This window comes from Streptosporangium sp. OZ121, from assembly GCF_051918885.1.
Taxonomy (GTDB): domain Bacteria; phylum Actinomycetota; class Actinomycetes; order Streptosporangiales; family Streptosporangiaceae; genus Streptosporangium.
In genome coordinates this window covers 1-24,899 of record NZ_JBPXMC010000043.1, presented here as the reverse complement: position 1 = coordinate 24,899, position 24,899 = coordinate 1, and the positions used below count along the sequence as shown (strand labels likewise).

General features: G+C 70.9%; 28 protein-coding genes. 14 read left to right on the top strand and 14 right to left on the bottom strand.

Annotation, left to right across the window (positions count from 1 at the left end; translation table 11 throughout):
* Window positions 1-76: 76 nt before the first annotated feature.
* Complete coding sequence (locus ACTOQ1_RS40035) at window positions 77-1,030, top strand: RNA polymerase sigma-70 factor (protein ID WP_440073503.1); 954 nt, start codon at window positions 77-79, stop codon at window positions 1,028-1,030.
* Here the strand turns inward: ACTOQ1_RS40035 and ACTOQ1_RS40030 are convergent.
* From ACTOQ1_RS40030 to ACTOQ1_RS40020, 3 genes are all read right to left on the bottom strand, one after another.
* Window positions 1,017-1,178: a hypothetical protein gene (locus ACTOQ1_RS40030; protein WP_440073502.1), complete on the bottom strand. Its 162-nt coding sequence runs from the start codon at window positions 1,176-1,178 to the stop codon at window positions 1,017-1,019. The two genes, ACTOQ1_RS40035 and ACTOQ1_RS40030, sit on opposite strands and share 14 nt — an antisense overlap.
* A 66-nt stretch (window positions 1,179-1,244) precedes the next feature.
* Window positions 1,245-1,676: a nuclear transport factor 2 family protein gene (locus tag ACTOQ1_RS40025; RefSeq protein WP_440073501.1), complete on the bottom strand. Its 432-nt coding sequence runs from the start codon at window positions 1,674-1,676 to the stop codon at window positions 1,245-1,247.
* Window positions 1,677-1,751: 75 nt separating this feature from the next.
* Window positions 1,752-2,861 carry an epoxide hydrolase family protein gene (locus tag ACTOQ1_RS40020; protein WP_440073500.1) on the bottom strand — a complete coding sequence of 370 codons (1,110 nt, stop codon included), beginning with the start codon at window positions 2,859-2,861 and terminating at the stop codon, window positions 1,752-1,754.
* A gap of 112 nt (window positions 2,862-2,973) precedes the next feature.
* On the opposite strand from ACTOQ1_RS40020, the gene ACTOQ1_RS40015 reads away from it, so the two are divergent.
* From ACTOQ1_RS40015 to ACTOQ1_RS40005, 3 genes are all read left to right on the top strand, one after another.
* Window positions 2,974-3,453, top strand: coding sequence for a MarR family winged helix-turn-helix transcriptional regulator (locus ACTOQ1_RS40015; protein WP_440073499.1), 480 nt, complete (start codon window positions 2,974-2,976; stop codon window positions 3,451-3,453).
* 271 nt (window positions 3,454-3,724) lie between these two features.
* On the top strand, window positions 3,725-4,324 hold the full coding sequence (locus ACTOQ1_RS40010; protein ID WP_440073498.1) for a TetR/AcrR family transcriptional regulator: 600 nt from the start codon (window positions 3,725-3,727) through the stop codon (window positions 4,322-4,324).
* 100 nt (window positions 4,325-4,424) lie between these two features.
* Window positions 4,425-5,609: a GDSL-type esterase/lipase family protein gene (locus tag ACTOQ1_RS40005; RefSeq protein WP_440073496.1), complete on the top strand. Its 1,185-nt coding sequence runs from the start codon at window positions 4,425-4,427 to the stop codon at window positions 5,607-5,609.
* 48 nt (window positions 5,610-5,657) lie between these two features.
* Here the strand turns inward: ACTOQ1_RS40005 and ACTOQ1_RS40000 are convergent, their stop codons facing one another.
* Window positions 5,658-6,563, bottom strand: a complete 906-nt coding sequence (locus tag ACTOQ1_RS40000) for a LysR family transcriptional regulator (RefSeq protein WP_440073495.1) — start codon at window positions 6,561-6,563, stop codon at window positions 5,658-5,660.
* A gap of 131 nt (window positions 6,564-6,694) precedes the next feature.
* Here ACTOQ1_RS40000 and ACTOQ1_RS39995 point away from each other — a divergent pair, with 131 nt between their 5' ends.
* Entirely contained in the window at window positions 6,695-8,002 is a 1,308-nt protein-coding gene (locus ACTOQ1_RS39995; protein ID WP_440073493.1) for an aspartate aminotransferase family protein, read from the top strand.
* Between the two features lie 65 nt (window positions 8,003-8,067).
* Here ACTOQ1_RS39995 and ACTOQ1_RS39990 read toward each other — a convergent pair whose 3' ends face one another.
* Genes ACTOQ1_RS39990 through ACTOQ1_RS39980 form a run of 3 tightly spaced genes read right to left on the bottom strand, consistent with a single transcriptional unit; the run spans window position 8,068 to window position 11,166 of the window.
* Window positions 8,068-8,391, bottom strand: a complete 324-nt coding sequence (locus tag ACTOQ1_RS39990; RefSeq protein ID WP_440073492.1) for a DUF4387 domain-containing protein — start codon at window positions 8,389-8,391, stop codon at window positions 8,068-8,070.
* Complete coding sequence (locus ACTOQ1_RS39985; protein ID WP_440073490.1) at window positions 8,384-9,790, bottom strand: acyclic terpene utilization AtuA family protein; 1,407 nt, start codon at window positions 9,788-9,790, stop codon at window positions 8,384-8,386. Before ACTOQ1_RS39985 ends, ACTOQ1_RS39990 begins: the two co-directional genes overlap by 8 nt.
* A gap of 53 nt (window positions 9,791-9,843) precedes the next feature.
* Complete coding sequence (locus tag ACTOQ1_RS39980) at window positions 9,844-11,166, bottom strand: MFS transporter (protein ID WP_440073489.1); 1,323 nt, start codon at window positions 11,164-11,166, stop codon at window positions 9,844-9,846.
* Between the two features lie 70 nt (window positions 11,167-11,236).
* On the opposite strand from ACTOQ1_RS39980, the gene ACTOQ1_RS39975 reads away from it, so the two are divergent.
* The 4 genes from ACTOQ1_RS39975 (at window position 11,237) to ACTOQ1_RS39960 (ending at window position 15,542) form a co-directional block, all read left to right on the top strand.
* On the top strand, window positions 11,237-11,950 hold the full coding sequence (locus ACTOQ1_RS39975) for a GntR family transcriptional regulator (RefSeq protein WP_440073487.1): 714 nt from the start codon (window positions 11,237-11,239) through the stop codon (window positions 11,948-11,950).
* 73 nt (window positions 11,951-12,023) lie between these two features.
* Window positions 12,024-13,697: an FAD-binding dehydrogenase gene (locus tag ACTOQ1_RS39970; RefSeq protein WP_440073486.1), complete on the top strand. Its 1,674-nt coding sequence runs from the start codon at window positions 12,024-12,026 to the stop codon at window positions 13,695-13,697.
* Between the two features lie 165 nt (window positions 13,698-13,862).
* The gene (locus ACTOQ1_RS39965; protein WP_440073485.1) at window positions 13,863-14,531 is read left to right on the top strand and encodes a HEAT repeat domain-containing protein; all 669 of its coding nucleotides are present in this window, start codon (window positions 13,863-13,865) and stop codon (window positions 14,529-14,531) included.
* A 6-nt stretch (window positions 14,532-14,537) separates the two neighbouring features.
* Window positions 14,538-15,542, top strand: coding sequence for a HEAT repeat domain-containing protein (locus ACTOQ1_RS39960; RefSeq protein ID WP_440073484.1), 1,005 nt, complete (start codon window positions 14,538-14,540; stop codon window positions 15,540-15,542).
* A gap of 190 nt (window positions 15,543-15,732) precedes the next feature.
* Here ACTOQ1_RS39960 and ACTOQ1_RS39955 read toward each other — a convergent pair whose 3' ends face one another.
* From ACTOQ1_RS39955 to ACTOQ1_RS39935, 5 genes are all read right to left on the bottom strand, one after another.
* Entirely contained in the window at window positions 15,733-16,668 is a 936-nt protein-coding gene (locus ACTOQ1_RS39955) for a hypothetical protein (protein WP_440073482.1), read from the bottom strand.
* Window positions 16,665-17,156: a hypothetical protein gene (locus ACTOQ1_RS39950; protein WP_440073480.1), complete on the bottom strand. Its 492-nt coding sequence runs from the start codon at window positions 17,154-17,156 to the stop codon at window positions 16,665-16,667. Before ACTOQ1_RS39950 ends, ACTOQ1_RS39955 begins: the two co-directional genes overlap by 4 nt.
* A 289-nt stretch (window positions 17,157-17,445) precedes the next feature.
* The gene (locus ACTOQ1_RS39945; RefSeq protein ID WP_440073479.1) at window positions 17,446-18,294 is read right to left on the bottom strand and encodes an aldo/keto reductase; all 849 of its coding nucleotides are present in this window, start codon (window positions 18,292-18,294) and stop codon (window positions 17,446-17,448) included.
* Between the two features lie 106 nt (window positions 18,295-18,400).
* Complete coding sequence (locus tag ACTOQ1_RS39940; protein ID WP_440073478.1) at window positions 18,401-19,099, bottom strand: nitroreductase; 699 nt, start codon at window positions 19,097-19,099, stop codon at window positions 18,401-18,403.
* 188 nt (window positions 19,100-19,287) lie between these two features.
* Window positions 19,288-19,692, bottom strand: coding sequence for a MarR family winged helix-turn-helix transcriptional regulator (locus tag ACTOQ1_RS39935; protein WP_440073476.1), 405 nt, complete (start codon window positions 19,690-19,692; stop codon window positions 19,288-19,290).
* Between the two features lie 304 nt (window positions 19,693-19,996).
* Between ACTOQ1_RS39935 and ACTOQ1_RS39930 the strand changes: the two genes are divergently transcribed.
* From ACTOQ1_RS39930 to ACTOQ1_RS39910, 5 genes are all read left to right on the top strand, one after another.
* Window positions 19,997-20,332, top strand: coding sequence for an ArsR/SmtB family transcription factor (locus ACTOQ1_RS39930; RefSeq protein ID WP_440073474.1), 336 nt, complete (start codon window positions 19,997-19,999; stop codon window positions 20,330-20,332).
* Between the two features lie 9 nt (window positions 20,333-20,341).
* Entirely contained in the window at window positions 20,342-21,571 is a 1,230-nt protein-coding gene (locus ACTOQ1_RS39925; RefSeq protein ID WP_440073472.1) for a GNAT family N-acetyltransferase, read from the top strand.
* Between the two features lie 623 nt (window positions 21,572-22,194).
* The gene (locus ACTOQ1_RS39920; protein WP_440073470.1) at window positions 22,195-22,536 is read left to right on the top strand and encodes an ArsR/SmtB family transcription factor; all 342 of its coding nucleotides are present in this window, start codon (window positions 22,195-22,197) and stop codon (window positions 22,534-22,536) included.
* Window positions 22,537-22,567: 31 nt separating this feature from the next.
* Complete coding sequence (arsB, locus tag ACTOQ1_RS39915; RefSeq protein ID WP_440073468.1) at window positions 22,568-23,677, top strand: ACR3 family arsenite efflux transporter; 1,110 nt, start codon at window positions 22,568-22,570, stop codon at window positions 23,675-23,677.
* Window positions 23,670-24,074, top strand: a complete 405-nt coding sequence (locus tag ACTOQ1_RS39910) for an arsenate reductase ArsC (RefSeq protein WP_440073466.1) — start codon at window positions 23,670-23,672, stop codon at window positions 24,072-24,074. The genes arsB and ACTOQ1_RS39910 overlap by 8 nt, the downstream gene beginning before the upstream one ends.
* A 59-nt stretch (window positions 24,075-24,133) precedes the next feature.
* Here ACTOQ1_RS39910 and ACTOQ1_RS39905 read toward each other — a convergent pair whose 3' ends face one another.
* Window positions 24,134-24,268 (bottom strand): hypothetical protein, encoded by a 135-nt coding sequence (locus ACTOQ1_RS39905; protein WP_440073464.1) that lies wholly within the window; start codon window positions 24,266-24,268, stop codon window positions 24,134-24,136.
* A 26-nt stretch (window positions 24,269-24,294) separates the two neighbouring features.
* Complete coding sequence (locus ACTOQ1_RS39900) at window positions 24,295-24,669, bottom strand: metalloregulator ArsR/SmtB family transcription factor (RefSeq protein ID WP_440073462.1); 375 nt, start codon at window positions 24,667-24,669, stop codon at window positions 24,295-24,297.
* Window positions 24,670-24,899: the final 230 nt, after the last annotated feature.

Sequence of the window (24,899 nt, the reverse complement as noted above, 5' to 3'; positions counted from 1 at the left end):
GGGTGTCACACAGCGGCGAGGGCCGGCGCCTTGTGCGTGGAGCAGGAGTCGAGAGCGAACAGGCAGGAGCCGGGCCATGAACGAGCGCAGCGAGCCGACGACGGGCACAGCCGAGTCCCTCGCCGGTGGCGACCGGGTGGACTGCGGGATGGCCTCGGCGACCGAGGCGTTCGTCTCCCACCGCAACCTGCTCTTCACCGTCGCCTACGAGATGCTCGGCTCGGCGGCCGATGCCGAAGACGTCCTCCAGGAGACCTGGCTGCGGTGGATGAAGGTCGACCTGGGGCAGGTGCGCGACCGGCGCGCCTACCTGGTCCGGATCACGACCCGGCAGTCGCTCGACCGGCTGCGCGCCATGAGGCGCCGCAAGGAGGCCTACTTCGGCTCCTGGCTGCCCGAACCGCTGCTCACCACGCCGGACGTGGCCCAGGACATCGAGCTCGCCGAGAGCGTGTCGATGGCGCTCATGCTCGTCCTGGAGACGCTGTCGCCGACCGAGCGCGCCGTCTTCGTGCTGCGCGAGGTCTTCGACGTCGGCTACGACGAGATCGCGGCCGCCGTCGGCAAGAATCCCGCGGCTGTCCGCCAGATCGCGCACCGCGCCCGCCGGCACGTCGATGCCCGCCGCCCTCGCGAGGTGGTCTCCCCCGGTGAGACCCGGGCGGCTCTGGAGTCGTTCCGGCGCGCGGTCGACACCAGGGACCTGCAGGGCCTCCTCGACGTGCTCGCCCCCGAGGTCGTCCTCATCGCCGACGGCGGCGGCCTCAGGCAGGCCGCACCGCGGCCGATCACCGGCGCCGACAAAGTGGCCCGCTTCATCGTCGGCGGCCTCGGCAAGGCCGAGGTCGCGCCCACCGGTGAGTTCACCGTGGTCAACGGCAACCCGGCACTCCTCGTCCGCGTGGACGGCGAGATCGACGGCGTCATGGCGATCGGTGTCCAGGACGCCCGCATCACCGGTCTCTACTACATCCGCAACCCGGAAAAACTGACCCGCGTCGAATCGGAGACCCCGCTCACCCTGCGATGAAACCGGCGAACTCGCCGACCTGGGACCGCCGGTCGAGCGTGGCCTGGGACCGCCGGTCGAGCGTGGCCTGGGACCGCCGGTCGAGCGTGGCCTGGGACCGCCGGTCGAGCGTGGCCGCCCGTTCGCCCCGCCCGCCGCCTACGAGCAACTGCGCGAGCAGGCACCGAGCAACAGGATCCGCCTGGTCAGCGGCGCCGAGGCGTGGTGGCGCGACCTAGAGTGCCCGGTCAAGGGCCTCGGTCACGGCGATCGAGGTGATTTCGAGGCGGTCGAAACGCCAGCCGCCCTCGGTGCGGCGCGCTCCGTAGCGGAGGATCCCGGCCGCGACGGCCTCCGTCTTGTCGTCGATGACGAAGACGGCGACGTCGTGGGCCCGCACCGTGGCGGTCTCGCCGTCGACCTCGATGACGAGGTTGGACTTGCTGTGCAAGGTGCGGGCGTACACGTGGTGCGCGCTCACGAGCTCGATGAGCTCCTTGATGCCGTGGGCCTCCCCACGGGGGGACTTGACGACGACGTCCTCGGTGAAGAGCCGGTCGGTCTCGTCGTAGCGGCCCTCGTCGATCCACAGGCTGTGACGGGCGACCAGGTCGGCCAGTTCGGCGCGGTCGGCGAGGACGCGGATCAGGATTTCGGTAGCGGTCATGACGATCTCCAAGTGGTCAGAGCCGGCCACTGGCCGATCTGGCCGCCCACGGCCAGTTCCCAGTGGCCACCGGCACTAGCGGGTAGCGGCTCGGTGGTCGTGCTTGAGGCGGGTGAGGAAGAAGTCCCGGACGTCCTCGGCGAGCAGCTCCGGCACCTCCATCGCGGCGAAGTGGCCGCCGCGCTCGAACTCCGACCAGTGCCTGATGTCGTACAGCCGCTCGGCCAGCGGTCGCACCGACTGGGTGATGTCGTGCGCGAACACCGCCACACCGACCGGCACCTGGCACGGCACGGGCCGCCCCCGCGGAACATCGTGGTGCAGCCGCGCCGAGGAGGCCGCGGTGGCGGTCAGCCAGTACAGCGAGATGTTGGTGAGCATCCGATCGTCACTGATCTGCGAGCGAGGGTCCGTCCAGTGCGCGAAGCGCTCGGCGATCCAGACAAGCTGGCCGACCGGCGAGTCGGTCAGCGCGTAGCCGACGGTCTGGGGGGTGAGGGCCTGCAGTGCCTGGTACGGCGGACGGTTCGCCATCAGCTGCCTGACCTTGTCCAGCCGGGCCTCGTCCGTCGCGGACAGCTGGATGCCGGCGTCCGGGACCGGGCGGGTCGGCAGGTAGTTGACGTGCACCCCGACGACCCGCTCCGGTGCCACCGCGCCGAGCGCCAGGGAGATGCCCGCGCCGAAGTCGCCACCCTGCGCGCCGTAGCGCTCGTACCCGAGACGGCCCATCAGCTCGGCCCAGGCCCGCGCGATCCGGACGGCGTCCCAGCCGCGCTCGTGGGTCGGCCCGGAGAAGCCGTACCCCGGGATGGAAGGGATCACCAGATGGAAATCGCGCGACAGCGGCTCGATGACGTCGAGGAACTCCAGAAACGAGCCGGGCCAGCCGTGGGTGAGGATCAGCGCGAGCGCGTCCGGCTTCGCGGACCGGACATGGACGAAGTGGATGTTCTGGCCGTCGATCTCGGTGGTGAAGTGCGGAAGCTCGTTGAGCCTGGCCTCGTGCTCGCGCCAGTCGTACCGGGTGCGCCAGTGTTCGGCAAGCTCCTTCAGCCGCGCCAGCGGGAAGCCGTAGTCCCACCCGGCGTCGGCGACCTCGTTGGGCCAGCGGGTGCGGGCGAGCCGGTCGGCCAGGTCGTCGAGGTCGGCCTGGGTGATGTCGATGCGGAACGGCTTGATCATGGTCTCAACTCCGGGGGATTCATTCGCTGCCCAAATGTTTGGGAGGCTAACGTTTACCCCGCGAACGATAGCACAATCATTAGTGCGCCGAACGACTTGCTAGGCTTGTCACATGGAGAACCCGACCGAGGAGACCCCCACCCCGTGGGAGAACCTGCCCAGCTGGCTGCTCGGCCAGACCGCCAACCACGCGCACCGCCTGGTGGGTGACGGGTTCTCCTCCGTCGGCGCCCGCGGTTACCACTACCGCCTGCTGGCGACACTGGAGCAGTCCGGCCCGGCCAGCCAGGCCGCACTGGGCCGCCGTAGTGGCATCCACCTCAGCGACATGGTCGCGACGATCAACGAACTCGCCGATCACGGGCTGGTCGAGCGCGCCCCGGACCCCTCCGACCGGCGGCGCAACATCATCTCGCTGACCCCGGCGGGCAAGCGGCGGCTGCGGCGGCTGGAGAAGCGCCTGGCCGAATGCCAGGACGAACTGCTGGCTCCGCTCTCACCCGAGGAGCGACAGGGGTTGACCGGGTTGCTGTCCAGACTGCTGGATCACCACAACCGGCGAACCGGCACCCCCGAAGAGCCGTGGCGCTGACCGGGCCCCGAGTCCCGGCCCGGCCACCGGCCCCTTCGCCCCCCTCGACTCCGGCAGTGGCTCCGTAACCGCGAAGAACGTCCTGTTCGGCCGGTCGGCGAACGCGGTGATCCCGTGCCCGAGGAGTCCGCCGAGGCGCTCGCACGGATCCGTCCGCGAGGGCGTCACGAACGTGCTGCGCCACTCGGCGGCTGATCCCTAAAAGCAAGGTCGATTTGCCTAAAGGTATTAGGCAAATACATAATCGACATTGCCGAATGAGAGGGAGGCCATGGCACGCGTAGGACTGACCACGGAACGCCTGACCCAGGCCGGGGCGGAACTGGCCGACGAGGTCGGCTTCGACCAGGTGACCGTCTCGGAGCTCGCCAGGCGGTTCGATGTCAAGGTCGCGAGCCTGTACTCGCACCTGAGGAACTCCCAGGAGCTCAAGACCAGGATCGCCCTGTTCGCCCTGGAGGAGCTCGCCGACCGGGTCGCCGCCGCCCTGGCCGGGCGGGCCGGCAAGGACGCCCTGGCCGCCTTCGCCAACGTCTACCGCGACTACGCCCGGGAGCATCCCGGCCGCTACGCCGCGACCCGGCTGAGGCTGACTCCGGAGGAGGCGGCCGCAAGCGCCGGCGGCAGGCACGCACAGATGACGCGGGCGATCCTGCGCGGCTACGACCTGACGGAACCTGACCAGACGCACGCCGTCCGGCTGCTGGGCAGCGTCTTCCACGGCTACGTCAGCCTGGAGATGGGGGGCGGGTTCAGCCACAGCGCGCCCGACACGCAGGAAACCTGGTCACGGGTCCTGGACGCCCTCGACGCCCTGCTGCGGAACTGGCCCGCGCCCTGCCCCAGGCCCCCATGCCTGCCCGCGCCCTGACCCAGGCCCCCACGCCGAACGAGTGCCGCCGACCGCGCGGCGCACCGGCGAATCCGAACACCCCGAACAATCCGAAAACTTCGATCAACAGGCTGAGACCATGAACACCACGCCCGGCTGGATCACCACGCCCGTCACCGCGGACCTTCTGCGCGGCGCGCTCGACCTGCAGGACACCGCGCACGGGGTGCTGCCGCACCGGCTGCCCGCCCGCGCCCGCGCCCAGTGCGCCGACGGACAACTCGCCATGGCGGAGTCCCAGCCCTCCGGGGTACGGCTGGTCTTCCGCACCCGGGCCACCGCCGTCGAACTGGACACGCTGCCCACCAAACGGGTCTACGTCGGCGCTCCGCCCCGCCCGGACGGCGTGTACGACCTGCTCGTCGACGGCCGCCTGGCCGGCCAGGCCGGTGTGACCGGCGGCAACACCCTGACCATGGACATGACCACCGGGACCACCGAACTCCGGCCCGGCCCGGCCGGCACCCTCCGCTTCACCGGCCTGCCCGACCGGATGAAGGACATCGAGATCTGGCTGCCGCACAACGAGACCACCGAGCTCATCGCCCTGCGCGCCGACGCCCCCATCGAGCCCGCATCGGACCGGGGCCGCAGGGTGTGGCTGCACCACGGCAGCTCGATCAGTCACGGCTCCGACGCCGCGAGCCCCACCACCACCTGGCCCGCCCTCGCCGCCTCTCTCGGCGACGCGGAACTGATCAACCTGGGCCTGAGCGGCAGCGCCCTGCTCGACCCGTTCACCGCCCGCGTCCTGCGCGACACCCCCGCCGACCTGATCAGCCTCAAGATCGGCATCAACCTGGTCAACACCGATCTGATGCGCCTGCGCGCCTTCACCCCGGCCGTCCACGGTTTCCTCGACACCATCCGCGAAGGCCACCCCGGCACACCGCTGCTGGTCGTCTCGCCCATCCACTGCCCCATCCACGAGGACACACCCGGTCCCAGCGCCCCGGACTTCACCGACCTCGCCGCCGGGCGACTGCGGTTCCGGGCCACGGGCGACCCGGCGGAGCGCGCGGGCGGGAAACTGACCCTGGGCGTCATCCGGGACGAGCTGGCCCGGATCGTGGGGCAACGGGCGGCCGAGGACCCGAACCTGTACTACCTCGACGGCCGCGACCTCTACGGGGAGGCCGACTCCGCCGAGCTGCCGCTGCCCGACGAACTCCATCCGGACGCCGCCACCCACCGCCGCATCGGCGAGCGCTTCGCCAAGCTCGCCTTCACCGCCGGCGGCCCCTTCGCGGACCACGACTCCTGAAACCGGTCCCCGCCGCGCCGACGTACCCCGGAACACGAAGTGTCCGCGCTACGCGGGTTCCGCCTTCCGGGCGCTGTCGCGAAGCTGTGCCACCGCGCGGGCGACCAGGTCGCCGCGGCGTCGATCCTGGCGGGCGTGGACGACGATGCGCCGCAGGACGGCGGGGCGGACCACAGGCCTGGCGACGACTCCGCGGGGAAGCTCCGCGACGGCCAGGCGCGGCAGGACGGTGACGCCGATGCCCGTCTCCACCAGCCGCAGCGCCGCCCGGTGATCGTCCAGGCGGGCGGCATAGCGCGGCGTGAATCCGGCGGCCCGGCAGGCGGTCAGGATGATCTGTCCGATCGGGCTGTCGTAGATGTCGTGATCTATCCAGGGCTCACCTTCGAGGTCCCGGAGAGCGAGTTCGCGGGCATCGGCGAGAGGGTGGGCGCCGGGGAGCACGGCGACGAGCTCCTCGACGACGAGTTCATGACGTCGGTAGCCGTCGAGGTGCACTCCGGCTCCGCCCGCGGGCTCGGTCCGGATGTCGAGGTCCGGGCGCCGGCGTCCGCGCCCGTCGACGGGCTCGTTGAGGCTGATCTCGACGGTGAGGTTCGGCTGGTGGCGGCGAACGGTCCGCACGACCTCCGGGATCCACCGCTCGGCCGCGGAGGCGAAGCAGGCGATCGCCAGATGCTGCGCCTGACCGCCCCTGAGGTCCGCGACGACTCGTTCGAGGCGTCCGAAGTCGGCGAGGAGCGACTGGGCCTGATCCGCCAGGTGCCGTGCGGCGTCGGTGGGGGTGATGCCGCGCCCCTGCTTCTCGAAAAGGACCAGCCCGGTCTCCTTCGCCAGGGTGGTCATGTGCTGGCTGATCGTCGCGGGAGAGTAGCCGAGGTTCCGCGCCGCTTTGTTGATCGACCCGGCGGCCAGGACCGCGCGCAGGATCGCGAGACGTTGCGGGTTGAGCATGGCACCAACGGTAAGGCAATGCCGAATGATAAGCCGTATTTGTTTGCTTGTTTCGAGCTTTGCCGGCGGTGGAGGATGGCATCGAGCAGGACGTCCGGCGTCGTCTCGGGCGCGGTGAGAGAGGGTTGGCGATGGACACGACGTTCTGGGACGAGGCGGACCGTCTCCTGATCCGCTACGGAGCAGGTTTCACCCCCCGGGTCATCGAAAGCGCCCGTGGCGCGTACGTCTTCGATCGCCGGGGCACGCCGATCCTCGACTTCACCTCGGGGCAGATGAGCTCCATCCTCGGCCATGCGCACCCGGACATCGTGGCGACGGTCTCGTCCGCGGTCGCGTCGCTGGACCACCTCTTCAGCGGCATGCTCAGCGCTCCCGTGCTGGAGCTCGCCCGCAGGCTCACCGCGACCCTGCCCCCGGCACTGGGCAAGATGCTGCTGCTCACCACGGGAGCCGAGGCGAACGAGGCCGCGATCAAGATGGCCAAGCTCTCCACCGGCCGTTTCGAGATCGTCTCCTTCGACCGCTCCTGGCACGGCATGACCCAGGGGGCCGCCGCCGCGACCTTCTCCGCCGGGCGGCGCGGCTACGGTCCCCCGATGCCGGGAAACCTCGCGCTGCCCACGCCGAACGCCTATCGTTCGCCGTTCCGATCCTCCGACGGGTCACACGACTGGGAGGCCGAGCTCGCCTACGGCTTCGCCCTGGTCGACCGGCAGTCCGCCGGGAGTCTCGCCGCCTGCCTCATCGAGCCCATCCTGTCCTCGGGCGGGCTCATCGACCTGCCACCCGGGTACCTGCGTCGCCTCAAGGCGATGTGCGACGAACGCGGGATGCTGCTCATCCTGGACGAGGCGCAGACCGGTCTCGGCCGCACCGGAGCGATGTACGCGTTCGAGCGCGACGGGGTCGCGCCCGACATCCTGACGTTGTCGAAGACCTTGGGAGCCGGGCTGCCGGTGGCGGCCGTCGTCACGACCGCCGAGATCGAGCAGGTCTGCCACGACCGGGGTTTCCTCTTCTACACCACCCACGTCTCCGACCCCCTGGCGGCCGCCGTCGCGCTGACGGTCCTTGACGTCATCGACCGCGAGGACCTCACCCGGCGTGCCGCGACGCTGGGCGATCAGCTCACCGAACGGCTGCTGACGCTTCGCGACGGCTACGAGGTCGTCGGTGACGTTCGCGGCCGTGGCCTGCTCCAGGGCATCGAGCTCGTCAGGGACAAGAAGAGCAAGGCGCCCGCCGACGCGCTGGGCAACGCGATCACCTCGGCCTGCCTCGAACGAGGCCTGCACATGAACATCGTCCAGCTACCCGGGATGGGCGGTATCTTCCGCATCGCCCCGCCTCTCACCATCGGGGAGGACGAACTGCACACCGGCGTGGACATCCTCGAGGCGTCTCTCAAAGCCGTGCTCGACGCCGCCGCCAGGTGACGCGGACGGTCCGGCGGCGGCGGGCCGCCGGACTCCGATTCGCCGTGGCGCCCCCGTGCGGGCTCTCACCCGGGCACGAGCGCCGCCAGGGGGACGTGGTGCTGGCCCGCGTGGATGTCCCGATCGCGCAGGCTGCCCTGAGCCACCGGCCGGGGGAACGAGATCTTCACGACGTTGAGGGCGGGGATGCGGAAGATCTGGATGGTGGCCGGGTCGAGGTCGTACAGCCGCGCGACGACCTCCTTGTTGATGAAGTCCTCGTCGGCGACGGTCGCGTAGTCCTCCGCCGTACGCATGAAGAGCTCCATGGTGACCCAGAACGGGCCGGCGTTCTTCGAACGGACCTCCAGGGCCAGTTCGCCCAGCGTGGGCCTGCGGTCGTCAGTCACGGGAGTCGTCCTCGGCGATCTCGATGCGGAACATGTCGGTGGGCTCGTCGACGTCCACGACGTGGTTGAGCACGAACTGGTAGGCGGGACCGCGCTCGCTCTCGGCCGGCGAGGTGGCGAAGGCCAGGCTGGGCAGGTAGTCCATGTCGGCGGTCGGGAGATGGAGCATCAGCGGATTCGCGATCTTGGCGATCGCGGTGGCCGTGGCCTGGTCCGGGGCGTTGACCAGCATCATCACCCCGACCTCCCGGGGCGGCCCGGCCGCCGGGTCGATGCTCCCCAGCACGGCGTTGTAGCCGTAGGGACGGATGTCCACGGCGTACTCGGAGGGTTCGAGGTTCAGCGTCTGCCGCACGCGCCCGGCGAGGACCTCGTGCATCAGCGCGACCCACTCCTCGATCCGGGCGAGGATGTGCGGATCCCGGATGGCGGTGAAGGACATGGTCTCGTAGCCCGTGACGCGGGCTCCCTCGAGTTTGACCGTGTACTGGTCGGCGACGTCGAAGCGTGACCCCTCGACGCGCACCCGGCGGTCGTCCAGCGCGGTGTAGGTCGCGTCGGAGACCACCAGCGTGCCCGCCGGCTCCCGCATCCGGAACGGGTCGACCGTCTCGTAGAGCATGTGCGCCGCCACCGACGTCGTCGTGCACGCGGCGGCCGGGTCCAGTGGCTCGACGGTGAAGCCGTCCCGGTCGATGGTGGCGAGGACACCGCCGGTGCGCGGGTTGGTGGTGCACTGCCCGCCGCATTCGATGATCTTGGATGCGTGCCAGGTGGGGCCCGCCGGCATGCCCTTCATCAACGGGTACGCGGCGGCGACCGCGGTGTCGGTGGCCCGGCCGGCGAGCACCACGTCGGCCCCGGCCTCCAGTGCCTCCACGATGGGTTCGTGACCCATCATGCCGACGATGTGGCTGCAGTCGTCCAGCGTGGCGGCGTCCAGTTCGCCCATCGGCGCCAGCGGGTGGACCCGTCCCTCGTTGAGCCTCTCCTTCAGGGCGGCGGCCGCCTGCTCGCTGTAAATACGGGCGACCCTCAGGTCCAGGCCCTCCTCCCGCAGGATCCCGTCGACGATTCCGGCGACCCAGTCGACGCCGGAGTCGGTGCCGCTCGTGCCGCACGAACCGACGATCAGCGGGATGCCGGCGCCGGCCGAGGCCCGCAACAGAATTCGCAGGTCACGGGCGACGGCCGCGGCGGTCGTCTTCGCCGTTCCCGAGCCCAGGTAGTACGGCCCCGAGTCGGTGGAACCGCCGTCGACGGCGATCACGTCGGCTCCGAGCCCGAGCCCCCGATCGATCGTCTCCGGCGGGAACCCCGCCCCGAGCATTCCGCTGGGGGCCAGGACCCTGACCGCCTCCTTCGGAACGTGACCCTCGGTCGCGGCACTGCTCGTCATGTCGTCCTCATCTCTTCGGTGGTCACTGGTCGTGAGAACGGCGGGCGGGGCGCTCACCGGACGCCCTCCCCCACGGTGCTCGCGCGCCGGAGCCGGTCGACCCGGACGACCGGCACTACGGCGACGACGGCCAGGACGGCGATGTGCAGGAGCATCAGATGCCACCCCGTGACATCGACCGCCAGGCCGACGAGGGCCGGTCCGGCGAATCCCCCGCCGGCCCATCCGACCGTGTACAGGCCGGTGTACGCGCCCAGGACGCGGCTCGACGGAGCCAGGTTCCACAGCACGACGACCGCGTTGATCACGAACCCGGCGGCGCCGGCCGCCGCGAGGCACAACGACACGACGGTGGTCGTCGGGTCCTGGACCACGGCCCCGAGGATCGCGCCCGCGCCGAAGACCGTTATCCCGGCGGCCATGACCCGCAGCCGCCCGAAACGCTCGGCGAGGAGCGCGGCGGGGAAGGCGGCGAGGATGAAGGCGATCCCGCTCGGCAGCGTCAGCCCGCCCGCCTCGCCGTCGGACAGGCCGAGGACCTCCACTCCGTAGGGAGTCATCAGGGAACGCGAGGCGAACCACGCTCCCGCGAAGACGAACACGGCGACGATCAGCAGGAGCCGGCTCCGGTCGGGATCGAACACCAGGTCGCCGACGACGGCCCTCAACCTGATCTTGACGTCCGTGTCGCGCGGCCCGGTGCCCGCCGACGCCTCGTCCTCCGCGAGGGCGGCCCTGTAGGCCGGCGAGCGACTGTCGCGTACCCGCCAGACGAGCACCGCCGCCGCCACCAGCATGAGGCCGGCCGGGACGGCGAAGGCCAGCTTCGGGTGGTCGTCGACCAGCAGCAGGCTGACCAGCGCGGCCACGATGGTGGTCAGCGCTGACGCGATCTTCACGACGGCGTTCGCCCGGCTCCGGCGCGCGGGCTCGATGAAGTCGGGCATGAGCGATTCGCTGACGGGCTTGAAGCTGTTCATCACCAGCGCGTAGAGGAAGATCACCAGGATCAGCCAGCCCGCCGACGTCGCGTGCGGGATGAGCAGGAACAGCGCGGCGCCCAGCGGCATCATGACCGCCAGGTACGGGATCCGGCGGCCCCAGGGGGTGCGGGTGTTGTCCGACCGGTTGCCCATGTAGGGCTGGATGAAGATTCCCAGCAGGTTGTCCATGCCCATGAGCAGGCCGATCACGGCGGCGCCGGCGACGTGGTCCCGCAGCAGCTCGGGCACCCGGTTGTCGTAGAAGTTCCAGGTCGACTCCTGGGCGAACACCGCCAGGGCCACGTAGAACGTGATCCTCCCGGTGCCGGCCGCACGGCTTTCGGCTCGCGTCGCGCTGGCCATGGCGTCCTCCTCGGCTGTGACAGCAGTCACACTATTTGCCATAGCAAAAATGTCAATACATAGCATTTGGCCGTGCCATTGCGACTGTTATCGTGGACCCATGATGATCAGGTCGACGACGGACGAGCCCCACACGCGCGGCGAGACCCGAGCCGATCTCGCCTACCGGACCCTCCGCGAGGCGATCGGGACCGGCACGCTGCGCCCCGGCCAGAAGGTGACCGAGCGAGGCCTGGCCGAGCAGCTCAGGGTCAGCCCGACACCGGTGCGCGAGGCACTGCTCCGGCTCGAACACGACGGGCTCATCCAGCGCACGGGCCCCCGGACCGTCGTCGTGGCCGACATCGCCGAGCGCGCCATCGACGACCTCGCCGAGGTCGAGATAGGCCTGCGGGGCCTGGTGGCCCGGTTCGCGGCCAGAAACGCCACCCCCGAACAGCTGGACGCTCTCGACGCGATCCTCGACGCCGCAGACGACCTGCTGATCGTCAGCGTCACCCGGCACCGGAAAGGCGAGAACGTCGACCGGCACGTCAGCGCGCTGCTCGACCGGATGCAGGAGTTCAACGAGGCGGTGAACGCGTGCGCGGCCAACCCGATGCTGATCCGGCTCCTCGAACAGTCCCAGGTCTTCTCCCAGCCCGAGCGCCGGGCCCTGCGCCTTGAGAAGATCGCCTCGGACGACCGCTTCGGCCTGGACCGCTACGCCGGTCACCGCGCCCTGGTGCGCGCCCTGCGGCAGGGCGACTCGGCGACCGCGGAACGGCTGGTCATCGAGGACGCCCAGGGCGGCCTGGCGGCACTGAGAGAGTGATCAGGCCGGTCCCCTTACCATCGACACGCCCCCGGACGGGATCGACGGGGTGCTTGAGCAAGGGAGTACCGCCATGGACGCGGACGTCATCATCGTGGGTGCGGGTCTGGCCGGGCTGGTCGCGGCGCAGCAGCTGACCGGCCGGGGCCGGAAGGTGGCGCTGGTGGACCAGGAGAACGCCGCCAACCTGGGAGGGCAGGCGTACTGGTCGTTCGGCGGGCTGTTCCTCGTGAACTCGCCCGAGCAGCGCCGCCTGAGGGTGAAGGACTCCTTCGAGCTGGCATGGAGCGACTGGCAGGCGAGTGCCGGGTTCGACCGCCTGGAGGACGAGGACGTCTGGGCGGCGCGCTGGGCCCGCGCGTACGTCGACTTCGCCGCGGGTGAGAAGCGGTCCTGGATAGACGCCCAGGGCATCAAGCTGACGCCGGTGGTGGGCTGGGCGGAGCGCGGTGGCCTGCGCGCCGACGGTCACGGCAACTCCGTGCCCCGCTTCCACGTGGCCTGGGGTACGGGAACGGGCGTGGTGGCCCCGTTCGTGCGCGGCGCCGAGCAGGCGGCCGACGCGGGACTGCTGAGGTTCTACCACCGCCACCGGGTCGACGAACTCGTCGTCCGGGACGGCGCCGTCACAGGGGTGCGCGGGAGTGTCCTGATGGACGACCCCTCGCCCCGGGGGGTGGCCTCCAGCCGCGAGGTGACGGGCTCCTTCGAGTTGACCGCGCAGGCGGTCATCGTCACCAGCGGTGGGATCGGCGCCGATCACGACCTGGTGCGCCGTCACTGGCCCCGGCGGCTGGGCACCGCCCCACAGAACATGATCACGGGTGTGCCGGCCCACGTGGACGGGCGGATGCTGGCCATCAGCGCCGCGGCCGGGGCCCGGATCGTCAACCAGGACCGGATGTGGCACTACACCGAAGGCGTGCGGAACTGGGACCCCGTCTGGCCCGGGCACGCGATCCGGATCCTGCCGGGGCCGTCGTCGATGTGGTTCGACGCGCTGGGCCGCCGCCTGCCGGAACCGTGCCTGCCCGGCTACGACACCCTCGGCACTCTCAAATATCTGCGCACCACCCCTGACATCGCCGGATACGACCACTCGTGGTTCGTCCTCACCCAGAAGATCCTCGAGAAGGAGTTCGCGCTGTCGGGCTCGGAGCAGAACCCCGACATCACCGGCGGAGACAGGAAGGCCGTACTGCGGAACCGGGTCTTCGGCAAGGGAGCGCCCGCTCCGGTAGAGGCTTTCAAGCGGCACGGCGCGGACTTCGTCGTCGCCACCACGCTGGACGAGCTGGTGGTGAGGATGAACGGCCTGACCGACGAACCGTTGCTCGACGCCGGCGAACTGCGCCGCCAGATCGTGGCCCGCGACCTGCAGGTCGGCAATCCCTACAGCAAGGACGCCCAGGTGCAGGGCATCCACAACTCGCGACGCTTCCTCGGGGACCGGCTCAGCCGCACCGCCACCCCGCACCGCATCCTGGACCCGCAGGCCGGTCCGCTGATCGGGGTCAAGCTCCACGTCCTGACGCGCAAGAGCCTCGGCGGCATCCAGACCGACCTCGACTCCCGCGTCCTCGGAGTGGACGGCGAACCCGTCAGCGGCCTGTACGCGGCCGGGGAGGCGGCCGGATTCGGCGGCGGCGGCGTGCACGGCTACAACGCCCTGGAGGGCACCTTCCTCGGCGGCTGCCTGTTCTCCGGCCGCCAGGCCGGCCGCGCCGCCGCCCAGGCGGTCGCGTGAGACGCACGGCCCCGGCGACCGCCGGCCGGGGTCCGCGCCCGCCGGCGTGACCCGGCAGGCACCGAACCCGGTGGTCCGGAGGGTGCCCGGTGACCTCGCGGCGTGTCCCCGCTTGACCTTGACACGGTGACAAGGTCTTCACTGGGAGCCGAGGAGGTGGTCCCGATGACCATGCCGAAACAGGACACGGACATGATCCGAGCTTTCCAGGGGCTGGAGGACGACCGCCCGTCGGTGCGGCTGCGAGCGGCGCTGGCGGTCGGCACGACCCCCGACCCCCGGTTCGTCGACAAGCTCATCGAGCGATGCGCCGTCGAACCCGAGTTCTACGTGCGCGACATGCTCACGTGGGCCCTCACCCGCCACCCGGCGTCGATGACGGTCCCGGCGCTTCTCGGCGAAGTCCGCTCGGAGCGTGCGCAGGCGCGAAGCCAGGCGTTGCACACGCTGTCCAAGATCGGGGATCGGCGGGCGTGGCCGGCGATCACGCGGGCGCTGCTGTCCGACGCCGACGACGAGGTGGCGCGGAGCGCCTGGCGGGCGGCGGTCGTGCTCGTGCCCGAAGGTGAGGAGCGCGAGCTGGCCGTAGTGTTGTCGACACAGCTCGGGCGCGGCGAGCGTGAGACGCAGCTGAGCCTCAGCCGGGCGCTGGTCGCGCTCGGCGAGGTGATCCTGCCGGCTCTGCGCGCCGCGACGACGGATCCCGACCCTCGGGTGCGCGCGCACGCGACCGCCACGGAACGGCTGTCGCGCGACCCGGATGCCGGATTCGAGTTCGCGATCGAGCAGGCGAAGCGCGTCGTGGCCCTGGGCGGGACCGGCCAGGAGGAGTGACAGGCAGTGTTGATCGGTGATGTGGCACGACGGTCCGGGGTCAGCGCCCGTATGCTCAGGCATTACGACTCGCTCGGCCTGGTGCGGCCGACGGGCCGTACCGGCGCCGGCTATCGGGAGTACTCCGGCGAGGACATCCGGCGGATCTTCCACATCGAGAGCCTGCGGTCATTGGGACTGTCGCTGCGTGACGTCGGGCGCGCGCTCGACGACCCCGGCTTCACGCCCTCGGCGCTGGTCGACGACCTCATCCGCCGGACGCGAGAACGCATCGCGGGTGAGACGGAGCTGCTCACGCGACTGCTCCGGATCGGTGCCGCGGAACCGGCCGGCTGGGAGGACGTCCTCCAGACCGTCGCGCTCCTGCAGGCACTGGGCTCCAAGAGCGCCGGGAAGCGCCAGCGCGCGGCCCTGTCCTCGGTCGAGGAGGTTCCGGTGCCGGTGGAGGCGCTGGTCGAGGCGGCGCTGAACGAGACGGACCCGAACGTCGCCGGAGCCCTTCGATGGGCTCTGGCGCAGTTGGGCGACGGCGGGTTGGCACTGCTGGCCGAGGGCCTCGGCTCGCCGGCGGCCGAGGTGCGCAAACGCGCCGTCCAGTCCATCATCGAGATTCCGGACGGTGCGGCGACCGCGCTGCTGCGGGACGCCCTCGCGCACCCCGACATCGTGGTCCGCAGGTACGCGGCTCTGGCGCTCGGGGTACGTGGAGTGGCCGAGGCCGTCCCGACCCTCATCGACATGGTCGTCGAGGGAACGAACGACGTCGACGCGGCCGACGCGCTGAGCGCGCTGGCGAGTCGTCCCGCGTCGGCGGATCGGATCGCCGCCGGGCTCGTCGACCGTCTCGCCCACGGCACCGTCGAATCGTCCGAACGCCGGCGGCTGACCCAGGCGCTCGCGGACATCCCGGGGCTCACGGCGTCACGTGCCCTCGCGGATCTGGCACATGACGAGGACCGCGCCGTCGCGCTCACCGCGACGTACATTCTCGGGATACGCGAGGCACGATGACGGACCTTTCCCGGGGCGCCGCGCGCCCCGGGGCCCGGTCGTCGCCGGTCACCGTCCGAGCGGCGATGGCCACGGCGTCCTGGTGGCACAGGTGTGAGATGCCGGTGTCGGCGACCACGACGACCGCGACCAGCGCGACCAGCGGCCAGGGCCGGCGGCACGCTCATCGGAGGATCGACCCGGCGGCGGATCATCTGTCGCTGTGGGCGGCGTAGTGGGCGCGGATGAGCGCGATCACGGTGTCGGTGGTGCGCTCGAGGTGGCTGCGGCCATCGGGCAGCCGCGCCTCGCGGCTGATGTAGCTGCCCGGCCCCACGTGCGTGGCCGGATCGAGCCGGTGCATGGTGATCTTTCCGGCACGGCGGGCCCGGTTCCATCCGCTGCCGGACCACACCCGCCACCGCTGGGGAAAGATCCACATACCGCTGCGCTCGATCCAGTCGCCGGCACTGGTGAGCTGATGCAGATGATGGGCGTGCGTGAGATCGTTGGCGCCGTTGTGGAACCCGCCGAGCGTGATCAGTAAAAGCGGGGCACGCAGGTGGGTGCGCAACTCCTCGACCGCGCCGGTGGCGACCTGGGCGCCCCCGCTGTAGCTGAGCAACACCACCGGGATGGCGCTGTCGGGCCGGTAGCCGGCCAGCCGCAACTGGCCGGCGATCTGGGCGCCCACCGCCCGGTTGTACAAGGGACGGTAGCGGTGATCGGCGGCGACGAAGATCTGCATCACGTTGTGCAGGAACAGCACCAGCTCCACCCGGTGGCGCAGCCACTCCCACACCGGCCGGTTGACCAGCGGGTCGGCCAGCGGGGAGTAGGGCTGCACCTGGCCCAGCACCCGCAGCTCCGGCGCCGCGTCGATCACCGCCTGGACCAGCCGGCCCCCATCACGGGTGTCACGGAAGCGACGCTTGCCGATACCGTCGAGATAGACCAGGTAGGCCCGTGGAGGGCGGCCGGGGTCGGCGCCGCGCGCATAGGGCATGCCCGGGGGCAGCTCGACGGTGGCCGCGCGCCAGCCGGCGGTGTAGGCCATCAGCTCGTAGCGGGCCAGCAGCGCCTCGGCGAGCAGGACCAGCCCGAACACCCCGAGCAGCACCACGACCAGGAGCGGGAACTCGCTCATGTCAGCACCTCCCGCGTGCCGGTGGCGCTGATCTTCACGACCAGGCGCCGGACGGCCTCGACGGCGGCGCCCAGGCCGGCTCCGGCCACGGCCAGGCAGCCCGCGGCGGCCCACCAGCCCAGCCCGGTGGCGGCGGCGAGCGGGCCGGCCAAGCCGGCCCCGACCCCGGTGACGAGCAGCAGGTGCAGCAACGGTCCGAGCAGGGGAAACGCCAAGATCGCGGCGAGAAGCAGCGGGGCGGCCCGGCCGGGGGTCCAGACGAACGCCGCCGCGCCCGATCGCGGCGCCGATCCCATCAGCTCGGCCAGGGTCCACGCGCTCACCGGCCACAGCGCGAACACCACGCCCTCGACCACGGCGCCGACCAGCAGCAACTCGATCGCGACCGACCGCGACACGCGGGGCCGTCGCGCCAGCAGCGGCAGAATCCGCCCGGCGGCCTCGGACAACCCGGCCAGCAGCAGCACCACGACCATGACGGGTGACATCGCTCAACGCTCCCGCGGCGAATCCTTCGAAGCAGCCGATCGGCTGCTCCGGCTAGCAACAATGCGGTCCATGGCACGAAGCCTGCGGCGCCGCCAGGGGTTCCGGCCCTCGGTCGTGAACCACCGCGCGCCGAATGCCGAAGCCGACACCTTCCCTGTCACCCCCTGTCACTCCCTGTCATTCTCTGTCATCCTCTGTCACTGTCCGGGAGGCTCGCGGCGGCGCCCGCCCGGAGCGGCCATGCCGGCCCAAGGGCCACTCCGCGTGGAAGGGGCCTTCCTTTTGCGATCAGGCGAGGTCGGCGAGGTCCTCCTCGGCGAGGGTGACCGACCGGGCGCCCAGGTTCTCCTCCAGATGAGCCACGGAACCGGTACCCGGGATGGCCAGGGTGACCGGAGCCAGGGCCAGCAGCCAGGCCAGGGCGATCCGATGGACGGTCGTGCCGTGCCGTTCGGCGACCTTGACCAAACCGGGGTCGTTGATGTCGGCCCTGCCTCCGCCGAGGGGGAAGAACGGGACGAAGGCGATGCGGGCCTGCGTGCAGGCCTCCAGGACGGCCGTCTCGTCACGATTGGCGATGTGGAAGTTGTTCTGGACGGCCGCGACGGGAGCGATCGTGCGGGCCTCGGCGAGATGGCCGACGTCGACGTTGCTGATGCCCAGGTGGCGGATCAGGCCCTCCTCGCGCAGCGCGGCGAGCGCCTCGAAGCGTTCGGCGAGCGACTCGCCGTGCGGGGGTTCCATCATGCCGATGCGCAGATAGACCAGGTCGAGGCGGTCCAGGCCCAGGCTTTCGAGGTTGGCCTCGACCTGGGGCCGAAGATCGGCGGCGGTGCCCTGGCCGGGCCCGCCGGGACCGAAGACCGGGCCGACCTTGGTGGCGATGACCAGGGTGTCCGGGTACGGGAACAGGGCCTCACGGATCAGGGTGTTGGCGTGCACCGCGCCGTTCTCGCTGCGATAGAAGTCGGCGGTGTCGATGTGGTCGACGCCGAGCTCAACGGCACGGCGCAGGACGGCGCGGCCGGACTCGGGGTCGCGGGCGGGTCCGCCCGGGCCGCCGTGGGGCAGGCGCATGGCGCCGAAACCGAGCCGGTCGATCGTCAGGTCGCCGCCGAGGCGGAACTGGCCGGTCATGTCTCTCCTTGTGATGTGATGTGGTGCCTGGCGGTGGATCGGCTTCCGCGCGATACCCGGCCGGAAGCGAAGCGGCGACAGCCGCTCCGGGCGGGAGGCGCCCCGCTCACGCCGCGTGCGATCGCATGGCCGGACTCTCGACGAACGTGACCGTCTCCTCGAGCGGCGCCCGGCCGGTACGGGCGTGACCCACCGTGACGTCCTCGAACCCGATCGACATGCCACAGAAGAGGATGAGCCCGTCCGGGGGCGACAGGACCTCCGCGACGGTCCTGCGATACACCGACCACGCCATCTGCGGGCAGCTGTGCAGCCCTTCGGCGCGGAGCAGCAACATGACGGTCTGCAGATACATGCCGACGTCGGCCCACTGGGGCAGGCCCATGTCGCGGTCGATGTAGCAGAACAGGGCGGCGGGCGCACCGAAGCAGCTCCAGTTCGCGGCGGCGGCCCTCTGGTGCGCCTCCCAGTCATCGTGCGAGATGCCGAGTGCGCCGTAGCGCTGCGCGCCGAAGGCGGATCGGCGCTCGCGGTACGGGGACTTCAGCGCGGACGGGTACATCTCGTACTCCCGCTCGTCCCAGGGAGTGCCTGCCGCCACACGCTCGCCGACGCGCTCCTTGAGTTCGGCCAGCCGCGCGCCGGTCAGCACGTAGGCGTGCCACGGCTGGAGGTTCGATCCGGACGGTGCCCAGGCCGCGGCGGACAGCACGCGCTCCAGCACCTCCCTCGGGACGGGCTGGTCGGTGAATCCGCGCACTGCCCGTCGGCTCGTGACCGCCTCGTAGACGTCCACGATCGCCACCTCCCCCTCCGCTCGACGTGCCCAGCTTCGGTACACTTAAGACCGTATCATTCATGATGGTATCAATCAATACCATTTGGCGGGCTGGGAGCACGTTGTGAGGAAGGCAACTCGTACGGGAACCGGCCGCGAACGTCACCGCCGTCTGCCGCCCCGCCCGCGCGGCGGGCGACCGGCGCGCGGCCGGCCTACGCCTCACCGCCCGGCGGATAGGCGAACCGGGTCAGAAGATCCCTCAGCCGCTCGGGCTCGCCGGGCCCCAGGTCGGCGACCAGACGTTCGGCCAGCGGCTCCGCCGCCACATGGGCCGCGTCGAAAAGCTCGACGCCCTTGGGCGTGATCTCCACCGCCCTCGCCCGCCGGTCCCCCGGAACGGCCTTTCGCACGGCCAGCCCCATGCGCTCCAGATCGTCCACGACCCGCATGATTCCCGCCTTGTCCGACCCTGTCGCCGCCGCCAGGTCCCGCTGCACCGTGGCCCCGCGGTCGACCAGCACGATCAGGGCGGCAAAGTGCCGCAACTCGATGCCGAGCGGCCGAAGCGCCTCCGTCATCACCGCGGCCGCGCGCCAGTGCGCCCGGCGCAGCAGCAAGCCGAGAGTGAAAGGCGAGGCATCCCCGGGGCGGTCGGTCGCACGCGAGGCGGCGGTTTCGTGAGGAACGTCGGCGGTCATGAAAGCACATTACCCGCCATCTTTTCATTTAATACGGTATCAATTGAAATTAATTGCGAGCCTGGCGAGACAGCCCGCGTGATGGCCGCATGCCGACCGGGCGTTCGGGAGAGCATCTCGTACTCGATGCGGAGACGACGGCGGAGCCCGAGCCACCGGGTGGCGGCCGGACGGAGTGGAAAACGTTGCCCTTCCAGCATTCATCGATTATCGTCGATTTTCGATGAATGAGAGGCTGGAGCCGCTGGAGCGCGAAGCGGCGGAGGAGTACGCGAGCTGGTTCAGGGCGCTGGCCGACGGCACCCGCATCCAGATCGTGTCGTTGCTGGCCCGGCGGCGCGAGCCGATGAGCGTCGGGGAGATCGTCGCCGTCGTGGGGATCGGCCAGTCGACGGTCTCGCACCACCTGAAGATCCTGTCCGAGGTGCGGTTCGTCCTGGTGGAGCGGCACGGCACCTCCAGCCTGTACCGGATCAACGAGGCCTGCGTGAGCTGCTTTCCCACCGCCGCCGACGTGGTGATGGGCAATCCCGTTCCCGCGACGCCCGCCTGCGAGTAGGAGCACGCCATGGCACACGACGAGGTCGTCAACCGCTACTCCGGCCTGGCCCGCGCGGCGCTGGCCGGTGAGACCATCACCGACTGCGGCGCCGGCGCCTTCGAACGGGGCCGCTTCGGCGCGGCCGGCTACGACGACACCGCGGGACTGCCCGAGGGCGCGCTGCGGGCCAGCCTCGGCTGTGGCGACCCGGTCGCCGTCGCCGAGCTGCGTGAGGGTGAGACCGTGCTCGACCTCGGCTCCGGGGGCGGCATCGACGTCCTGCTGTCGGCCCGCCGGGTCGGGCCGACAGGAAAGGCCTACGGCCTGGACGCCAGCGCCGACATGGTGGAGCTGGCCCGGCGCAACGCCGAGCAGGCGGGCGCGGCCAACACCGAGTTCGTGTGCGGCACCATCGAGGCCATCCCGCTGCCCGATCACGCGGTCGACGTCGTCATCTCCAACTGCGTGATCAACCTCTCCGGCGACAAGGCGGCCGTGCTGGCCGAGGCCTTCCGGGTGCTGCGACCCGGCGGACGCCTCGGCATCAGCGACGTCGTCACCGAAGGCGCCCTCGCCCCCGGACCGCGGGCGGCCGCCGAGCTTCGGGTGGGCTGCGTCGCCGGCTCGCTCGGCGTCGCCGAGTATCGCCGGCTGCTGGCGGCGACCGGTTTCGTGGCCACCTCGATCACGCTGACCGCCGATCACGGCGAGGGCGTCCACTCGGCGATCGTCCAGGCGGTCAAGCCCGCGATCTCACCGGGGCTGGAGATCCGGCCGATGCGCGACACCGACGCCGAGCAGGTGCTGGCCATCTACCAGGCAGGACTGGAGAGCGGCCAGGCCGGCTTCGAGACGGCGGCCCCCGGCTGGGAGGGCTTCACCGCGAGCAGGCTCGCGCATCTGCGCTACGTCGCCGCCGACCCCGGCACCGGTGAGGTCGTCGGCTGGGTGGCCGCCTCCCCGGTGTCGGCGCGTCCGGTGTACGCCGGAGTCGTCGAGCACAGCATCTACGTCCACCCCGGCTGCCAGGCTCACGGGGTCGGCCGGGCCCTGCTCAGCGCGTTCGTCGCCGCCAGCGAGGACGCCGGGATCTGGACGATCCAGTCCGGGATCTTCCCGGAGAACGCCGCCAGTCTCTCCCTGCACCGGGCACTCGGCTTCCGCGTGGTCGGCACCCGCGAGCGCGTCGGCTGCCACCACGGCACCTGGCGCGATGTGATCATGATGGAGCGGCGCAGCACGGTCGTCGGGCGATGACCCCGGGGCGAAGGCGCGGGAACATCCGGCGGCCGGCGGTGGTTGTGCCTCTCGTGGCCGGTGTGCCCAGTGTCCCCGGGCCTCACCTGTCGCCTTCGCGGAACACCGTTCGGCTGGAGCCGCGTTGCGCATCTCGCCGAGAGGCGACCTGCACACCGGTACGCACCCGTTGAACCGAAGGCCCCGCCCCAGGGCGGGGCCTTCGGCATGTCCGGTGATGCCGTGGCCTCCGGGCTGCCCGCCCGTGACGGACGAGCCGATGCCTCCCCTTCCGGTCCTGGGCGAAAGTGCACACCGGCTGTTCGTGCGCCGTTCACCCACACCGGGATCCACGGGTGGCAATATCGACTTAGATTGAATTAGACACTCGTCGATTCCATGGGCCGCGGAGACGCCTGATCGATCGTTCCCGGCAAGCGCCACCTGGCCCGGGAGTTGGAGGACCCGGTGGGCAAGAGCGTCGAGAAGGCGCGCCCGATCCGCAAGAAGATCGAGCGCCGGGCGCGCACGCCCCGCGGTGAACGTGGCGTGCCGGAGGACCGCCCCCGCACGCCGAGCACTCATAGACATCTGTCAATATGGACAGAGCATGACTTCGATGAGCATCTATCCCCGGAGGTCCGATGGAGCTGCTGCAGATCCTTGAGTGCAGCCCGCCCCTGGTTCGCGAGCCCTTGGACGTCGAGCAGGCCACCGGGATCGCGCAGGTGTTCAAGGCCCTGGGCGACCCGGTCCGGCTGCGGATCCTGTCGATCGTGGCCAGCCATTCCGGCGGCGAGGTGTGCGTGTGCGACATCACCGGCGCCTTCGAGCTGTCCCAGCCCACCATCAGCCACCACCTGAAGGTGCTCAAGGAGGTCGGGCTGCTGGCCTCCGAGCGACGTGCCTCCTGGGTCTACTACCGCCTGGTCCCCGAGACCTTGACCGAACTGTCGGCCTTGCTGAACACCCCCGCCACCGTCTGACCGCGCACCGCCGCACCGTTAAGGAAGATCCATGTCCTCAAGCCCGCCCCAGGCCGCCGCGAGCCGTGCAGGCGTGATGGGCGCCCTATCCACCCTGGACCGGTTCCTGCCGGTGTGGATCGGTCTGGCCATGGCCGCCGGACTGCTGCTGGGGCGCCTGGTACCCGGCCTGGACTCCGCGCTGGAAGCGGTCAAGATCGGCGAGATCTCGCTGCCGATCGCGCTGGGCCTGCTGCTGATGATGTACCCGGTGCTGGCCAAGGTCCGCTACGACCGCCTGGGCACCGTCACCGGCGACCGCCGCCTGCTCCTCGCCTCCCTCGCGCTGAACTGGGTGCTCGGCCCGGCGCTGATGTTCGCGCTGGCCTGGCTGCTGCTGCCCGACCTGCCCGAGTACCGCACCGGCCTGATCATCGTCGGACTCGCGCGGTGCATCGCCATGGTCCTCATCTGGAACGACCTGGCCTGCGGCGACCGCGAGGCCGCCGCGGTCCTGGTCGCCATCAACTCGGTCTTCCAGGTGGTGGCCTTCGGCGTGCTCGGCTGGTTCTACCTGGAGATCCTGCCCGGCTGGCTGGGCCTGGGTGAGGGCACCGCGCTTCAGGTCTCGGCCTGGGACATCGCCCAGTACGTGCTCATCTTCCTCGGCATCCCGCTCATCGCCGGATACCTGTCGCGCCGGCTCGGTGAACGCGCCCGGGGCCGCGACTGGTACGAGGAGCGCTTCCTGCCGAAGATCGGGCCCATCGCCCTGTACGGGCTGCTGTTCACCATCGTCATCCTGTCCGCCCTGCAAGGCGAGACGATCACCTCCCAGCCCGCGGACGTGGCCCGCATCGCGCTGCCGCTGCTGGCCTACTTCGCCCTCATGTGGGGCGGCTCCTTCCTGGCCGGCCGGGCGATCGGCCTGAGCTACGAGCGCACCACCACGCTCGCCTTCACCGCGGCCGGCAACAACTTCGAACTGGCCATCGCGGTCGCGGTCGGCGTGTTCGGCGTCACCTCCGGCCAGGCCCTGGCAGGAGTGGTCGGCCCGCTCATCGAAGTACCCGTCCTGGTCGCCCTGGTCTACGTCAGCCTCTGGGGCCGCCGCCTGTTCACCACCCCCACCACCACCTCCGAGGGATCGGTTCATGCCTGACAAACCCAGCGTGTTGTTCGTCTGCGTGCACAACGCCGGACGCTCCCAGATGGCCGCCGGCTGGCTCACCCACCTGGCCGCGGGCCGCATCGAGGTTCGCTCCGCGGGCTCGGCACCCGCCGAGAGCATCAACCCCGTCGCCGTGGCGGCGATGGCCGAGGCCGGCATCGACATCACCGGCCAGAGGCCGAAGATCCTCACCACCGAGGCCGTGCGGGAATCCGATGTGGTGATCACCATGGGCTGCGGGGATGCCTGCCCGTTCTTCCCGGGCAAGCGCTATGAGGACTGGAAGCTGGATGATCCGGCCGGCCAGGACATCGAGGCCGTGCGGGGCATCCGCGACGAGATCCGCGCTCGCATCGAGAAACTGATCGCCGAGCTCGACGCCAGGTGACCACCGCCTCGCCCTCGCACAGGCCAGGCGGGGTGGCCCGGTCGCGGCCGGCGCCTGCCTCAGGCCTGCGGCGACCCGGCCGGCAGCCACCCGGTGGCCACCGGCGATCGCGCGGCGGCCAGCGGCGCGCGGGCGGGCCCGCCCGTCTCGACGGGCGAAGTCGCGGCGATGCCCCTGTCGCCGCATCCGCTCATCGGTGCCCCACCGCGGGATCGGCGTGTCATACGGTGGTGAGCTCCAGGTCGACCGGGCTGTGAGCGGGCTCGGCCAGCGGCGCGAACAGGGCGCCGAGCCTGTTCACCGCTTCGGGGATGATCCAGTAGTAGACCCAGGTGCCGCGCCGCTCACTGTCGATCAGCCCGGCCGTCCGCAGGATCTTGAGGTGGTGGGAGATGGTGGGGGCGCTCAGGTCGAAGGCGGGGGTCAGGTCGCACACGCACGCCTCGCCGCCCGCGTGGGAGCCGATCATCGACAGCAGGCGCAGCCGGACCGGATCGGCGACGGCTTTGAGCATCACCGCCAGATCGGCCGCGTCATCCTCCGACAGTGGCTCGCGGGCGATCGGCGCGCAGCACCGGACGGTGGTGGCGGTCATACGGCAACTCCCCTGCTTCGACATTTGTCTAAATCATACGCGGTGGCAGGGGCCCATCGCGAGCGCGGCGACGACGCGCCGGCCGTGACGTGCCGGTGCGTCGTCGCCGCCTGTTGACGGCCGATGCTCACCCGCAGCAGCCACCACCGCCGCCGTCACCGCCGCCGACGGTGGCCAGCGGGAGCGGGGTGGCGAGCAGGCCGCCACCGATGCCGGTGGCCAGGCCGACC